Origin of the sequence: Pseudomonas sp. LAM2023 (assembly GCF_016620375.1) — a bacterium.
Classification (GTDB): Bacteria; Pseudomonadota; Gammaproteobacteria; order Pseudomonadales; family Pseudomonadaceae; genus Aquipseudomonas; species Aquipseudomonas anuradhapurensis.
The window spans coordinates 240,331-256,255 of record NZ_JAENHV010000009.1 but is presented as its reverse complement, the minus strand read 5'-3'; the positions used below and the strand labels follow the sequence as shown (position 1 = coordinate 256,255).

10 protein-coding genes and 1 pseudogene are annotated in these 15,925 nt (G+C 64.2%); 9 read left to right on the top strand and 2 right to left on the bottom strand.

All coding sequences use genetic code 11. The features are described from left to right. Positions 1-129: 129 nt before the first annotated feature. Positions 130-1,149 (bottom strand): LacI family DNA-binding transcriptional regulator, encoded by a 1,020-nt coding sequence (locus JKP78_RS01195; RefSeq protein ID WP_186685810.1) that lies wholly within the window; start codon positions 1,147-1,149, stop codon positions 130-132. 206 nt (positions 1,150-1,355) lie between these two features. On the opposite strand from JKP78_RS01195, the gene JKP78_RS01190 reads away from it, so the two are divergent. The 8 genes from JKP78_RS01190 (at position 1,356) to JKP78_RS01155 (ending at position 12,802) form a co-directional block, all read left to right on the top strand. Next, on the top strand, positions 1,356-1,895 hold the full coding sequence (locus JKP78_RS01190; RefSeq protein WP_170030109.1) for a gluconokinase: 540 nt from the start codon (positions 1,356-1,358) through the stop codon (positions 1,893-1,895). Between the two features lie 106 nt (positions 1,896-2,001). After that, complete coding sequence (locus JKP78_RS01185) at positions 2,002-3,354, top strand: GntP family permease (protein WP_170030110.1); 1,353 nt, start codon at positions 2,002-2,004, stop codon at positions 3,352-3,354. An 84-nt stretch (positions 3,355-3,438) separates the two neighbouring features. Beyond that, complete coding sequence (locus tag JKP78_RS01180) at positions 3,439-3,732, top strand: hypothetical protein (protein WP_170030111.1); 294 nt, start codon at positions 3,439-3,441, stop codon at positions 3,730-3,732. A 252-nt stretch (positions 3,733-3,984) separates the two neighbouring features. Further along, complete coding sequence (gene mexE / locus JKP78_RS01175; RefSeq protein WP_200625878.1) at positions 3,985-5,226, top strand: multidrug efflux RND transporter periplasmic adaptor subunit MexE; 1,242 nt, start codon at positions 3,985-3,987, stop codon at positions 5,224-5,226. A gap of 12 nt (positions 5,227-5,238) precedes the next feature. Further along, positions 5,239-8,418: an efflux RND transporter permease subunit gene (locus JKP78_RS01170; protein ID WP_186685808.1), complete on the top strand. Its 3,180-nt coding sequence runs from the start codon at positions 5,239-5,241 to the stop codon at positions 8,416-8,418. Further along, complete coding sequence (locus JKP78_RS01165) at positions 8,415-9,830, top strand: efflux transporter outer membrane subunit (protein WP_186685807.1); 1,416 nt, start codon at positions 8,415-8,417, stop codon at positions 9,828-9,830. The genes JKP78_RS01170 and JKP78_RS01165 overlap by 4 nt, the downstream gene beginning before the upstream one ends. A gap of 219 nt (positions 9,831-10,049) precedes the next feature. After that, a complete protein-coding gene (locus JKP78_RS01160; protein WP_186685806.1) occupies positions 10,050-11,105 on the top strand; it encodes a HEAT repeat domain-containing protein in 1,056 nt (351 codons plus the stop codon). Between the two features lie 80 nt (positions 11,106-11,185). Beyond that, complete coding sequence (locus tag JKP78_RS01155) at positions 11,186-12,802, top strand: response regulator (protein WP_200625877.1); 1,617 nt, start codon at positions 11,186-11,188, stop codon at positions 12,800-12,802. A gap of 10 nt (positions 12,803-12,812) precedes the next feature. On the opposite strand, the pseudogene JKP78_RS01150 reads toward JKP78_RS01155, so the two are convergent. Continuing rightward, positions 12,813-15,051 (bottom strand): annotated as a pseudogene (locus tag JKP78_RS01150) (ATP-binding protein). Positions 15,052-15,111: 60 nt separating this feature from the next. Here JKP78_RS01150 and JKP78_RS01145 point away from each other — a divergent pair. After that, positions 15,112-15,798 carry a type 1 glutamine amidotransferase domain-containing protein gene (locus JKP78_RS01145; protein ID WP_186685799.1) on the top strand — a complete coding sequence of 229 codons (687 nt, stop codon included), beginning with the start codon at positions 15,112-15,114 and terminating at the stop codon, positions 15,796-15,798. Positions 15,799-15,925 lie beyond the last annotated feature (127 nt).

The following is a 15,925-nucleotide window of genomic DNA, read 5'->3' as shown; positions in this document are numbered from 1 at the left end:
CATGGCGACGGCCTCCTGTATGCGCGGTGTCCTGAGCATAGATCGCCGTCGGGGCCATGCAAGCACAGTGCTATCAGCGCGTACACGCAACAGGCGCGTTACCGAACGCAGCACTTAGCCAGAGGCGAATCAGGAACTTTCCCGCACCATCAGTTCGAAGCCAAGGTCCTGCTGGGCGTTCGCCACCCGCTTGCCATCCAGCAACGCCAGCAGCGCCTGTGCCGCACCACGCCCCACGGCGGCCCTGGGCGTGCGAATCGAGGTCAGCCGCGGCACCATGTGCGCCGAAGCCGGCAGGTCGTTGAAACCGACCATCGCCACCTGCCGCGGCACTTCCACCCCCTGGCGCAACGCCTGCAGCACCGCGCCCTGGGCCAGGTCGTCGTTGCAGAAGAAGATGCCGTCGACATCCGGCGCCTGTTGCAGCAATTGGCTGAACAGCGCGCTACCGAGGGCGATGGAAGACGGTTCCGGCGCCAGCACTTCCAGCTCGGCCGCCTGCAAGCCGGCCTCGGCCAGCGCCTGGCGGAAGCCTTCGGCGCGCTGCATCACCCGTGGGTCGAGCTGCGCAGCAATGAACGCCAGGCGCTTGCGCCCGCGTTCGATCAAATGGCGCGCCGCAGCGCGGCCGGCCTGCTGCTGGGAAAAACCGACCGACAATGCCCCGGCATCGCCGTTCAGTTCCATCATGTGCACACAAGGCACACCACTGGCCGCCAGCATTTGCCGCGACGCCTCGCTGCGCTCGAAACCGGTCAGCAGCATGCCGCAAGGCTGGTAGGCCAGGTAATTGCGGATCAGGTTTTCTTCCTCGGCCACATCATAGTGGTAGTTGCCGATCAGTACCTCCAAGCCACGCGGGCGCATGACATCGTGGATGGCTTCCAGGGTGTCGATGAACAGCTGGTTGGACAACGACGGGATCAACACCACCACCGACTGGCTGCGGGCCGAGGCCAGGGCACGGGCTGCCGGGTTCGCCACATAGCCCAGGCTCGCCGCTGCGGCAAGGACCTTCTCCACCAGCTCCGGGGCAACCGTGCTGACGCCACGCAGGGCGCGCGATGCAGTAATCGGGGAAACCCCGGAATGTCTGGCAACTTCAGCCAGGGTAGGACGACCTGTGGTACGAGAGCCGGTGCGGGACATGAATGTTGTAATTTTACTACTTGCAAGGAAGGGGAACGGCCACTAAGGTAGCGCTGTCTCAGGATGCAGGCAATGTAATCTTTGGTCGCAGCCATCATCGGCTCGCCGCCGGGCGTCCATACTGCGTAAGGACAAGATCAATAACACCGGGGAGGTGTCTGTTCGTCGACGACGAGACAGCGCTATCTCACCCGCAGGAGGTACTGATGAATTCTCCCCTGTCTGCCATCGTGGTGATGGGCGTGGCCGGTTGCGGCAAAAGCTGCATCGGTGCTGCCATCGCCGCCCGAAGCGGTGGCCGCCTGATCGAAGGCGACGCTTTCCACCCTGCCGAAAATATCCGCAAGATGAGCGCTGGCATTCCCCTGGACGACAGCGACCGTGCCGGCTGGCTGGTGCGCCTCGGCCAGGAACTGCAGGCGACCACCCAGGCGGGCGAGCGGCCGATCCTGACCTGCTCGGCGCTCAAGCGCCGCTACCGCGAAACCCTGCGCCAGGCCATGCCCGGGCTGGTGTTCGTGTTCCTTGAACTGTCGCCCGCCGAGGCGGAAAAACGCGTGCTGGCTCGCCCTGGGCATTTCATGCCGGCAAGCCTCATTGACAGCCAATTCGCCGCCCTCGAATCACCCCGCGGCGAACCCCTGACCCTGGCACTTGACGCTACCCAGCCGGTCGATGCGCTTGCAGAGGCGGTGGACAGCTGGCTAAAGCAGCGCGGTGAGCGGAGCCTGGCACAAACCGCCTGACGGCGGCTTCATCGGCCTGGCAAAGACAGCGCTACCCGACCCGTACCTGCGGGCAAAGTTTCAAAAATCTACGCCAAAACAACGATAATACCGAGGCCTTCAAACCATGTTCGGACTGGCTACTGATACCTTCCTGCTGCTCGACGCGCTGGTCACCATCGTCGGGCTGATCCTGCTGATCACCCACTTCAAAGTCCACCCCTTCGTCGCCCTGACCCTCGCGGCCGGCTTCCTTGGCCTGACCTCCGGCATGCCGGTGGCCAAGGTGATGAAATCGTTCCAGGACGGTTTTGGTGGCGTGCTGGGCTTCGTCGGCATCGTGCTCGCCCTGGGCACCATGCTTGGCAAGCTGATGGCCGACTCCGGCGGCGCCGACCAGATCGCGCAAACGCTGATTCGCGCCTTCGGCAAGAAGAACGTGCACTGGGCCATGATGTTCGCCGCCTTCCTGGTGGGCATCCCGCTGTTCTTCGAGATCGGCTTCGTGCTGCTGATCCCGCTGGTATTCATCGTTGCCCGGCGCTCTGGGGTGTCGCTGATCAAGATCGGCATTCCGCTGCTGGCCGGCCTGTCGGTGGTGCACGGCCTGGTCCCGCCGCACCCGGGCCCGCTGCTGGCCATCGGCATCTTCCATGCCGACATCGGCAAGACCATCTTCTATGGCCTGATCGTGGCCCTGCCGACCGCCATCATCGCCGGCCCGCTGTTCGGTAACTTCATCTCCCGCTACATCCCGGGCAGCCCGTCGCAGGAGCTGATGGACCAGATCGCCAAGGAATCCGACCAGGGCAACCTGCCGAGCTTCACCATCACCTTGGTCACCGTGCTGCTGCCAGTGGTGCTGATGCTGCTGAAGACCTTCGCCGACGTGGTGCTGCCCGCCGAGCACATCGTGCGCCAGTGGATGGACCTGATCGGCCACCCCATCACCGCCCTGCTCGCAGCCCTGCTGCTGGCCTTCTATACCTTCGGCGCGGCCCGTGGCTTCAACCGCCAGCAGATCATGAAGATGCTCGACCAGAGCCTGGCACCGACCGCCGCGATCGTGCTGATCGTCGGTGCCGGCGGTGGTTTCAAGCAGATGCTGGTCGATACCGGCGTGGGCAACGTGATCGGGCAGATGGCCGTGCAGGCCGAGATTTCGCCGATCCTGCTGGCCTGGCTGGTGGCTGCGGTAATCCGCATCGCCACGGGTTCTGCCACGGTCGCCACCATCACTGGCGCCGGTATCGTTGCGCCAGTAATCGACCTGGTGCCAGGGGTGAACCGTGAGTTGCTGGTGCTGGCCACCGGTGCCGGCTCGCTGATCCTGTCGCATGTCAATGACGCCGGCTTCTGGCTGGTGAAGCAGTACTTCAACATGACCGTGGCGGAAACCTTCAAGACCTGGAGCATGATGGAGACCATCCTGTCGATCGTCGGCATCATCTTCATCCTGTTGCTGTCACTGGTGGTGTAACCGTTGATCGGGGTAATGGCACCCTGACGTTTCGGGTAGGGCCGAAAGGAAGTATCAGCCCTACCCGAAGCAAAGGAGCCTGCCATGCACCGTCCAAGCATCCTGCTGATCGCCCTGCTCGCTACGCCGCTGGCCCTGGCGGCCGGTACCGGCCCCACCTACCCCGACGACCCGCACAACCCGGCCCCGAAACCGGGCGTGGACAGCACCCTCAACCCGATCGAGAAGCCCATGCCACGGGACACCGACCCGCGCATCAAGGGCAACGACCCCGACAGCCCGCCGGCGAAGCAGAACGACAACCGCGACTTGCCGGGAATGGATGGCAGTGGCTCGGAAGGCACCGGGCGCCAGGGCACCGGCGACAGTCAGCGTTGACGCGCCGATTTGCCGGCTGCCTCAGGTTGCAGTGGCCGCGCTGAACCCGGCTAATGCACCCAGGCGCCGGCGCCCTGACTGCACGCAGCAGGGCGCCCTGGCACGCGGCCTGGCAGCCGCGCCATGGCCGCCGTCGATGAATCGTCCGCAGATATCATTCAGCGTGATAATAACCTTCGTCTCGTTCGATTCGTGCCTCGCGCGCAAGACACTCACACTCCGCCCACTACTAATACATTGGCGGAGTTCTCCATGGAACAATCACTCAAACCCTTGCGCTTTCCCCTCGCTGCCCTGGCAGTGGTGGTGATCAGCGCTTGCGGCCGAACCCCCGACGCTGTGCAGGCTCCCACCGCGCCGAAGGTCAGTGTGGCCAAGGTAATCGAGCAACCGATCAACGAATGGGACGAGTTCACCGGCCGCCTCGAGGCCCCGGAAACCGTCGAAGTACGCCCACGGGTGTCCGGCCAGATCGACCTGGTGGCATTCACCGAAGGCGCCCAGGTCAAGAAAGGCGACCTGCTGTTCCAGATTGACCCACGCCCGTTCCAGGCCGAGGTCCGCCGCCTCGAAGCGCAACTGCAGCAGGCCAAGGCCACTGCCATCCGCAGTGCCAACGAAGCGCGCCGCGGCGAGCGCCTGCGGGACAGCAACGCCATCTCCGCGGAGCTTGCCGAATCGCGCAGCAGCGCCGCCGCCGAAGCCCGCGCCGGGGTTGATGCGATCCAGGCCCAGCTTGACCTGGCACGCCTCAACCTCAGCTTCACCCGCGTCACCGCGCCCATCAGCGGCCGGATCAGCCGTGCCCAGTTCACTGCCGGCAACATCGTCACTGCCGATGTCACCCCGCTGACCAGCGTGGTGTCTACCGACAAGGTCTACGCCTACTTCGACGCCGACGAGCGCGTGTACCTCAAGTACACCCAGCTGGCCCGCGAAGGCCAGCGTGGCCAGAGCACGCCGGTGTACCTGGGCCTGACCAACGAAACCGGTAACCCGCATCTGGGCCAGATGAACTTCGTCGACAACCAGGTCAACCCGCGCACCGGCACCATCCGTGGTCGCGCAGTGTTCGACAACAGCGACGGCCAGTTCACCCCGGGCCTGTACGCGCGCCTGAAGCTCGTCGGCAGCGCCCAGTACCAAGCCGTGCTGATCAATGACGAAGCCGTGGGCACCGACCTTGGCAAGAAGTTCGTGCTGGTGATGGACAAGGACAACAAGGCCGCCTACCGCGCCGTGGAGCTGGGGCCGAAGCTGGAAGGCCTGCGCATCGTGCGCAGCGGCCTGGGCAAGGACGACCGTATCGTGGTCAAGGGCCTGCAGCGCGTCCGCCCAGGTTCGCCGGTCACCCCGGAAGAGACCCCGATGGCCAGCGAACAGACCCTCGCCGCCCTCGCCCAGCAGCGCCAGGCGCTGGAGGCCAGCAACCCGACGCCGAAGGTGGCGGGCAACAACGTGAAAGTCGCCAGCGCCCCGGCGCCACGCGGTTAAGGGACCACACCGATGAACTTTTCGAAATTCTTCATTACCCGGCCGATCTTCGCCGCGGTGCTGTCGCTGGTGCTGCTGATCGCGGGTTCGATCTCGCTGTTCCAGCTGCCGATCAGCGAATACCCCGAAGTCGTGCCGCCGACCGTGGTGGTACGTGCCAACTTCCCCGGCGCCAACCCCAAGGTCATCGGCGAAACCGTCGCGGCACCGCTGGAGCAGGCCATCACCGGTGTGGAGAACATGCTGTACATGTCTTCCCAATCCACCGCTGACGGCAAACTGACGCTGACCATCACCTTCGCCCTGGGCACCGACCTGGACAATGCCCAGGTGCAGGTACAGAACCGTGTCACCCGTACCCAGCCCAAGCTGCCCGAGGAAGTGACCCGCATCGGTATCACCGTCGACAAGGCCTCGCCCGACCTGACCATGGTCGTGCACCTGACCTCGCCGGACAACCGTTACGACATGCTCTACCTGTCCAACTACGCCATCCTCAACATCAAGGATGAGCTGGCGCGCCTGGGCGGCGTGGGCGACGTACAACTGTTCGGCATGGGTGACTACTCGCTGCGCGTGTGGCTCGACCCGAACAAGACCGCTTCGCGCAACCTCACTGCCAGCGACGTAGTGGCGGCGATCCGCGAGCAGAACCGCCAGGTGGCCGCCGGCCAGCTGGGCGCCCCACCCGCCCCGGGCTCGACCAGCTTCCAGCTGTCGATCAACACCCAGGGCCGCCTGGTCAACGAGGAAGAGTTCGAGAACATCATCATCCGTGCCGGCGCCGATGGCGAAATCACCCGCCTGAAGGACATCGCCCGGGTCGAACTCGGCTCCAGCCAGTACGCCCTGCGCTCGCTGCTGAACAACCAGCCGGCGGTGGCCATCCCGATCTTCCAGCGCCCAGGCTCCAATGCCATCGAGATTTCCGACGAAGTGCGGGCAAAAATGGCCGAGCTGAAGAAGGACTTCCCCGAAGGCATGGACTACAGCATCGTCTATGACCCGACCGTGTTCGTCCGTGGCTCGATCGAAGCGGTCGTGCACACCCTGTTCGAAGCGCTGGTGCTGGTGGTGCTGGTGGTGATCCTGTTCCTGCAGACCTGGCGCGCCTCGATCATCCCGCTGCTGGCCGTGCCGGTCTCGCTGATCGGTACCTTCGCGGTCATGCACCTGTTCGGCTTCTCGCTCAACGCGCTGTCATTGTTCGGCCTGGTCCTGGCCATCGGTATCGTGGTCGACGACGCCATCGTGGTGGTGGAAAACGTCGAGCGCAACATCGGCCTGGGCCTGAAACCGCTGGATGCCACGCAAAAGGCCATGAGCGAGGTGACCGGCCCGATCATCGCCACCGCCCTGGTCCTGTGCGCCGTGTTCGTGCCCGCCGCGTTCATCTCCGGCCTCACCGGGCAGTTCTACAAGCAGTTCGCCCTGACCATCGCGATCTCCACGGTGATCTCGGCCTTCAACTCGCTGACCCTGTCGCCGGCCCTCGCAGCGGTGCTGCTCAAGGATCACCATGCGCCCAAGGACCGTTTCTCGCGGTTCCTGGAAAGGCTGCTGGGCAGCTGGCTGTTCGCGCCGTTCAACCGCTTCTTCGACCGTGCTTCCAACCGCTACGTCGGTGGCGTGCGCCGGGTCATCCGCTCCAGCGGTATCGCCCTGTTCGTGTATGCCGGCCTGATGGGCCTGACCTACCTGGGCTTCTCGTCCACCCCGACCGGATTCGTGCCGGCGCAGGACAAGCAGTACCTGGTAGCGTTCGCCCAGTTGCCTGACGCGGCCAGCCTCGACCGCACCGAGGCGGTGATCAAGCGCATGAGCGAGATCGCCCTGAAGCAACCTGGCGTGGCCGACTCGGTAGCCTTCCCTGGCCTGTCGATCAACGGCTTCACCAACAGCCCCAACAGCGGCATCGTGTTCACCCCGCTCAAGCCGTTTGACGAGCGCAAGGACCCGAGCCAGTCGGCCGCCGCGATCGCCGCCGCGCTGAATGCCCAGTTCGCCGATATCCAGGACGCCTACATCGCGATCTTCCCGCCACCGCCAGTACAAGGCCTGGGCACCATCGGCGGCTTCCGCCTGCAGATCGAGGACCGCGGCAACCTGGGCTACGAAGCGCTGTACAAGGAAACCCAGAACATCATCGCCAAGAGCCGCAACGTACCGGAGCTGGCGGGCCTGTTCACCAGCTACCAGGTCAACGTGCCGCAGGTGGATGCCGCCATCGACCGGGAAAAGGCCAAGACCCACGGCGTGGCGATCACCGACATCTTCGACACCCTGCAGGTCTACCTGGGCTCGTTGTACACCAACGACTTCAACCGCTTTGGGCGCACGTACCAGGTCAATGTCCAGGCCGAGCAGCAATTCCGCCTCGATGCCGAACAGATCGGCCAGTTGAAGGTGCGCAACAACCTTGGCGAGATGATCCCGCTGGCGACCTTCCTCAAGGTCAGCGACACCTCCGGGCCGGACCGGGTCATGCACTACAACGGCTTCATCACTGCGGAAATCAACGGCGCTGCGGCTCCAGGTTACAGCTCCGGCCAGGCCGAAGCGGCAATCGAGAAGCTGCTGAAAGAGGAATTGCCCAACGGCATGACCTTCGAATGGACCGACCTGACCTACCAGCAGATCCTGGCGGGCAACACCGCGCTGTTCGTCTTCCCGCTGTGCGTACTGCTGGCGTTCCTGGTACTGGCCGCTCAGTACGAAAGCTGGAGCCTGCCGCTGGCGGTGATCCTGATCGTGCCGATGACCCTGCTGTCGGCGATTACCGGGGTGATCATTTCCGGCGGTGACAACAACATCTTCACCCAGATCGGCCTGATCGTACTGGTCGGCCTGGCGTGCAAGAACGCGATCCTGATCGTCGAGTTCGCCAAGGACAAGCAGGCCGAAGGCCTCGATCCGCTGGCCGCGGTGCTGGAAGCCTGCCGCTTGCGTCTGCGGCCGATCCTGATGACCTCGATTGCCTTCATCATGGGTGTGGTACCGCTGGTGTTCTCCTCCGGTGCCGGCTCGGAAATGCGCCATGCCATGGGTGTGGCGGTGTTCTCGGGGATGATCGGCGTGACCGTGTTCGGCCTGTTCCTGACCCCGGTGTTCTTCTTCCTGATCCGCCGTTTCGTCGAACGCCGCCAGGCCCGCAAGGCCGAACGCGTTCACTCGCTGGAGAGCCATGCATGAACCTGCTCAAACCCCTGACCCCGAGCCTGTTGGCGCTGGCCCTGGCGGCCTGCGCGGTAGGCCCGGACTACCAGGCTCCGGCCACCGAACCCGCGCAGCTGAGCAGCGACGTACAGGCCAAGGCCTACGACCGTAGCCGCTTCGAAAGCCTGTGGTGGAAGCAGTTCGACGACCCGGTACTGAACCAGTTGGTGCAGGCTTCGCTGGACGGCAACCGTGACCTGCGCGTGGCCTTCGCCCGGCTGAAATCGGCCCGCTCGATCCTTGAAGACGCCGAGAACGATCAGTTCCCGGTAGTCACCAGCCGCGCCAGCAGTGAAATCGGCAAGGGCCAGATCCCCGGCCAGACCACGCAACGGGTGAACAGCGAGCGCTACGACCTGGGCCTGGACATGGCCTGGGAGCTTGACCTGTTCGGCCGCATCCAGCGCCAGATCGAGGCCAGCGAAGCCCAGGAAGCGGTGGCGGCAGCCGACCTGCAGCAGTTGCAGGTCAGCCTGATCGCCGAGCTGGTCGATGCCTACGGCCAGCTGCGCGGCGCGCAGTTGCGCGAGAAAATTGCCCTGGCCAACCTCAAGACCCAACAGGAATCGCGGGCCATCACCGAAACCCTGCGTGACGCCGGGGTCGGCAATGACCTCGACGTGGTGCGTGCCGATGCGCGCCTGGCCGGGGTCGAAGCCACGGTGCCGCAACTGCAGGCGGAACAGGCCCGCGCCCGGCACCGTATCGCCACCCTGCTTGGCCAACGCCCCGAAGCGCTCAGCGTCGATCTGTCGCCCAAGGCCTTGCCGGCGATCGCCAAGGCTCTGCCGGTGGGAGACCCGGGAGAGCTGCTGCGTCGTCGCCCGGACATCCGTAGCGCCGAGCGCCAGTTGGCGGCGGCCACGGCCAATGTCGGCGTAGCCACGGCCGACTTGTTCCCCCGCGTCAGCCTCAGCGGCTTCCTTGGCTTTACTGCCGCCCGCGGCTCGCAGATCGGTTCCTCGGCGGCCAACGCCTGGGCACTGGGCCCGAGCATCACCTGGGCGGCCTTCGACCTGGGCAGCGTGCGGGCCCGCCTGCGCGGTGCCAAGGCCGATGCCGAAGGGGCGCTGGCCAACTATGAACAGCAGGTGTTGCTGGCCCTGGAAGAATCGGCCAATGCCTTCAGCGATTACGACAAGACCCAACAGCGGCTGTTGTCGCTGATGCGCCAGAGCGATGCCAGCCGCAAGGCAGCGGAGCTGGCTTCGATTCGTTACCGCGAAGGTACGGTGGATTACCTGGTGCTGCTCGATGCCGAGCGTGAGCGGCTCAGTGCGGAAGATGCGCAAGCCCAGGGCGAGGTCGAGCTGTACCGCGGCATCGTCTCGATCTACAAGGCCCTGGGCGGCGGCTGGCAACCGGAGACCGTCGCCAGCGCCCGCTGATTCGACCTGTTTCAACGACTCCTTTGGTTGGCACCTCCCCCAACCGTTTGCCCCGCAGGCGAAGGCCCGCGGGGCTTTTTTATGGTCCGGGGGGTATATCGGGCGCTCGATTTCCGCCCCACCGCTAAACTCGAGCCAGGCACCTGACAGCCCCCACCCGGTTGCATTTCCCCCCCACCTGCCCCAAGCTCTGCCCTTCCCGCCGCCACGGATCGTCCGATGCCCAGACGCAACCGCTACCTGATCGCCCTGCTGCTGTTGATCCTGGTATCGGCCCTGTTCGGATACTTGTGGCGCGACGACCAGCCAGCCCCGCCACCCTTGCCTGCACACAGCTATGCCAAGGCCTTGCGCCAGGCCCACGAAGGCCAGCCCGGCGCTGCGCGGGTGCTGTACCAGCAGCTGCAACGCAATGATCTGCCTGCGGTTCGGCGTGCCGCCTTGTACGCCGAATTGCCCAACTATCCTTCGCCGCAGGCATTGAAACTTGCCCGCCAGGACCTCGACCACGGCGACCCTCTGGTACGGCGGGCGGCCATCGCCAGCATCCGCCGTCTGCTGCCTGCGGCGCAGCGTAGCCTGGTGCTCGGCCCGCTGCTGGATGACGACGAGCAAAGCGTGCGCTTTGCCGCCGTGGACGCCCTGCTAGGCCTCGACCCGGAAGCCATCGGCCTGTATTTCGGCCCGCTGCAGGCCACCCTCGAACAGTATCAACAGGCCCTGGAGGAACAGCCCGAGGATACTGACGCCCAAGTACACCTGGCGCGCCTGTACCTGCACGAAAACGACTACACGCACGCCGCCGCGGCCCTGCAGCGCGCCCTGGCGGTAGCCCCCGGCAACCTCGATGCATTGGCGACCCAGGTCCGCCTGCTGGAACGCCAGGGTCATCACGATGCCTCGCGGCAAGTCCTGGCCAAGGCCCTGGCTCTCAGCCCCGACTCGGCGTTCTTGCAGTACGAGCTAGGCCTCTGGCTCAACCGCCACGAACAGCGTGAATACGCCCTGCTGGCCTTGTCCCGTGCGGTCGAGCTGGACCCGGACAACACCGACTACCGCTACACCCTGGCGATCACCCTGCATGAACTGGAACAGTACGATGCGGCGCAAAAACAACTGGAAACCGTGATCAACCGGCAGCCGGCCAATCGCCGGGCACGAGTGTTGCTCATCCAGTACTGGAAAGAAACCGGCCAGTTGCAGAATGTGCAGGTGCTGCTGGCGGAACTGGAACAGCAGAACCCGGACGACCCTGTGTTGCAACAGGGCCTGTAGGCAATGTTGCAACTGGGTTGAACCCCCAGACCGTGGCCACGGTCCAGTGGGTATCGGACCACCCTTATCGGAGTAACGTTTTGGCCAGTTCGTTGGCGCTGGACGAACGTGCCTTGATCCTGGCGCCGTCGCCGTTAGCCGCAGACATCGCTCGGTTGCTCGCCGGTGCCGGCATCGATAACCTGTGCGCGCTGGACCTGGCCCAACTGCAGGCGGGACTGGCTGAAGGCGCAGGCCTGGCGTTCATTGCCGAGCAAGTCTTCGACCCAGGCCCGAGTCCGTTGCTGCAAGCGTTCCTCGACCAGCAACCCAACTGGTCGGACCTGCCCATCGTGCTGCTCACCCAGGGCGATCGCAGCGTCACGGCTTCGTGTCACCTTCCGCAAGGCAATCTGATGCGGCTGGCTGTACCGTTCGAAGACGCTCAGCTGCTGCAGATGGCCCAGTTCGCGCTGCGCAACCGACGCCGACAGTACCTGGTACGCGACCAATTGCTTGACCTGCAGCTACGCCTGCAAGCTCAGGGCATAACGCCCGGCGAGGCCCGAGAGCGTAGCGAGTTCGCCCGCCACCAAGCGCGTAAAATGGAAGCCATCGGGCAATTGGCCGGAGGGGTCGCACATGATTTCAACAACCTGCTCACCAGCATCGGCGGCAGTCTCGAACTGATCGAGCGACGCCTGCAGCAAGGCCGCAGCGACGGCGTGGACACCATGCTGCGCATGGGCCGCGAAGCGGTGTCACGCGCCAGCCGGCTGACCCACCGGCTACTGGCGTTCTCTTCCCGGCAATCGCTGCACAGCCAGCGCGTCGACCTGCACGCTCTGCTCCAATCGAAGCGCCTGATGGCCTGCGTGAGCCCAGCCGTGACGCTGCAGGTGGACATCGCCCAGAGCTTGTGGCCTGTCGAAGCCGATGGCGCGCAATTACAGGAAGCCCTCGACAACCTGCTACTCAATGCCTGCGAAGCCATGCCCAGTGGTGGCCACCTGCGCATCGAGGCGAGTAACCAGTCTATTGGTGCCGGGCATGTCACTGACGGTGCCCTGTGTGCCGGTGACTATGTGCGCCTGCGTGTCATCGATGACGGCCAGGGCATGGCGCAGAGGACGCTGGAGCACGCTTTCGAGCCGTTCTTCAGTACCAAGGCGATCGGCCAGGGTATCGGCCTGGGCTTGTCGATGGTGTACGGTTTCAGCAAGCAGTCACGCGGACATGTCACCCTGCATAGCCAGATCGGCCAAGGGACCCAGGTTGAACTGTACCTGCCGCGCCACCTGGGCCAAGCCCAGGCGTCGGATGAGCCGATGCTGCCCGTGCAGAATGGTCGGGGCCGTCGCGTGCTGGTGGTCGAAGATGATCCGGATGTGCGCCAATTGCTGTGCCAGGCCCTGCGCGAAAATGGCTGCGCCTGCCACAGTGCCGCGAATGCCAGTGACGGGCTGAAGGTACTGCGCTCGACCCGACACGTTGACCTGCTGCTCACTGATGTCGGCCTGCCGGGCATGAACGGCCGTCAACTGGCCGAGATTGCCCGTAACCTGCGCCCGAGCTTGTCGGTTCTGTTCATTACCGGCTACGCGGAAACGGCCATGGCCCGGGACGGGTTCCTGGAAGCAGGCATGCACCTGCTGGGCAAACCGTTCGAACTGCAGGCATTGCAGACGCTGGTAAACCAGATTCTGGGACGGCCCTGAGCTGATTGTTTTACTCATCGAGCAGGCGCAGTGCCTCGTCCGCCAGGTCCGCCAACGAAAACGGTTTGTTCATCAATGCCGTGCCTGGCTGTTCGAGCAACTGCGCCTCGATCTGCTGGTCTGCGTACCCGGTGATGAACAGGATCTTCTGCTGTGGAAGCTGCATGCGCATGGCCTTGGCCACTTGTCGCCCACTGAAACCACCCAGCAGACCGATGTCGGTAATCACCAGGTCGAACAGGCCGTCATGGCGGAAGCGCTCCAGCGCAGTATTGGCGTCGCCGGCCTCAGTGATGTCGAAACCACGCTCGGCCAGGTACTCGCGCATGACCGCGCGCAAGCCCAGCTCGTCATCAACCAGGAGCAAGCGCTCGCCGCGTGACATACGTTGTGCGCGCTGTACCACCCGAGGCACCTCGGGAACCGGCTCACGGCACCTTGGAAACAGCATGGAGACCCGGGTGCCCTGGTTCGGCGCCGATTCGATCCAGGCATAGCCCCCCGACTGGCCGACGAAGCCATACACCATCGACAAGCCAAGCCCGGACCCACGCCCGATGGGTTTGCTGGTGAAAAACGGCTCAAAGGCCCTGGCAATGTCCGCTGCCGCCATGCCATGACCATCATCCTCGACATGCAAGGCGACATAGTCGCCCGGCGGCAGACCCTGTTCGTCAGGGAACCAGGCCGTCAGCCGCCTGTTGACGCTACGCACTGTGACATTGCCCCGCTCCAGACAGGCTTCGCGCGCATTGGTGCAGAGGTTGATCAAGGCATTTTCGAGTTGGACGACATCGAGGCATACCGCCCACGGTGTAACATCCAGCTGCCAGTGCAGGCACATCTCTGCGCCCAGTGCCCTGAGCAGCAGCGGCTCACTCAGGCGCAGCTGCCGGTTGAAATCCAGCGGCTTCGGCGCCAGCGGCTGATGGCGCGAAAATGCCAGCAGGCGATGGGTCAGCTCCATGGCGCGCTGCACCGAATCGCGCGCCACTTCCACATAGGCCTCGACCCGTTCCAGGCGCCCTTCCTGAAAGCGGCGCTGCAACAGTTCGAGGCTACCGCCGATACCGGACAGCAAATTGTTCATTTCATGGCCGATACCGGACAGCAAATTGTTCATTTCATGGCCGATGCCGGACAGCAAATTGTTCATTTCATGGCCGATGCCCCCGGCCAACTGGCCAACCACCTCCAGGCGCTGGTGGTTGCGCAGCAGTGCTTCGGATTGACGAGCGGCTTCCTCACGGTCCTCGGTGATGTCCCGGCCGACCGCAGTCAGCAGGCTGCCATCGAAACGCGCGCTCCAGCGAAACCAGTGATAATGGCCGTCGCGGTGGCGCAGGCGGGTCTCTATCTGCTCGGTGTTGCGGTACTGCAGGAGCCCGCTGACGGCCACCTGCACCTCTGCCCGGTCGGCCGGATGCACCAGGTCCAGCACCAGCGCATCGCGCACTTGCTCCTCGCTCCAGCCCAGGATGCGGTACCAGGCGGGGTTGGCGGCACACATCCTCAGTTCGGGAGTAACGGTCATCATCGCGTCACGCGACAGCTGCCAGAACTGCTCGCGCTCAGCCACATGCCGCTCGATCTGCAATTCGAAACTGCGTGCCTGTTCGCGCCAATGACGGTGGACCTCGACGTCGGTGGCGGTCTCGATCACGGTGTGCAGGAACCCCGCCACACTGCCCAGCTCATCGTGCAACGGGGCATAGCCGAACGCACACCAAAGTGCCTCGGTACCGGCATTGCAGGCGATACGCAGCGGGGGATCCTCGACGAAACTCGAGCGCCCCTCCAGGGCCTTGAACACCCAAGGCCCCATGTGCGGCCAGACATCGCTCCACAATGCATCGAAGGCCATGCCCAACGCATCCGGGGCAACAGGCCGCAACGCCCGGTAGGCATCATTGTGGACCACGTTGAGATCCGGCCCCCAGGCCACGGCACATGGGAATGGTGACAAGTGCATCATGTCGACGGCGATACGCAGCGATGCCGGCCAGCGCGGCCAGGGCCCAAGCGACGTACGCCCCCAATCGAACTGCGAAATCCGCTCGGCCATCGTTTCGGCCAATGGCGCAACAGGCGGTTGCAGGATGACCTGCGACGCAGGTTCGTGCGGCGTAGCGTTTGCGACCAATTATCCTTACTCCCGCTGAGCTCAAGGATGCATGATTGTTTTCGTTCAAGGTAGCACAGCATGCACCAGGCGCTATGGCGCACGTGCACAGGACGGCTATGCTCATTAGGTTTCCCCTGGGGCCAGGGAGCAACGGCCCACTCAGGTTGCCGACGGGAGCGTGGTCATGAGCAAGAAAATGCTGGTGGTGCTGACCAATACGGCCAAGTATCCGACCCTCAAGCGGGCAACCGGATTGTGGCTGGGGGAAGCCGTGCACTTTGTCGAAAAAGTCGAAAGCGCCGGCTACAAGGTCGATTATGTCAGCCCGCTGGGCGGCTACGTCCCCGTCGACCCGCACAGCCTGCAGATGGCCCCCGACCTCGACTGGCAGTGGTATGACGACAAACGCTTCATGTCGCGCCTGGGCAGCACCTTGAGCCCTGGGCGGGTGAAGGCCACCGAATACTGCGTCATCTACTACACCGGCGGCCATGGGGTGATGTACGATTTTGCCGATAACCAGGCGCTGCAGGAGCTGGCGCGCCAGGTATATGAGAACGGCGGCATTGTCGCCGCAGTCTGCCACGGAGTTGCCGGCCTGCTGAACATCAAGCTCAGCGACCACAGCCTGTTGCTGAAGGAGCGCAAGGTAACCGGCTTCTCCAACACCGAGGAAAAGCTCGCCGAGCTGGACAAGGTGGTCCCGTTCCTGACGGAAAACGAGCTGGGTGCCCGTGGCGGCCACTACAGCAAGCATGAGGACCCGTGGATGCCGTACGTGGTGGTCGATGATCGGCTGATTACCGGGCAGAACCCGGCCTCCACCGCCCTGCTGGCCGAAAAGGTGTTAGCGAAACTGAAGCAGAGTTGAAGCTGACAACGAGCTTCGGCTTTTCTGTAAAGCTGCAACACTTGTCGCCTACAGCCGACCTGTCATCAAGCACATAGGATCGATGCTGACCTGTTCACCCCGAACAGCAAGGGTCAACGGAGCGGCA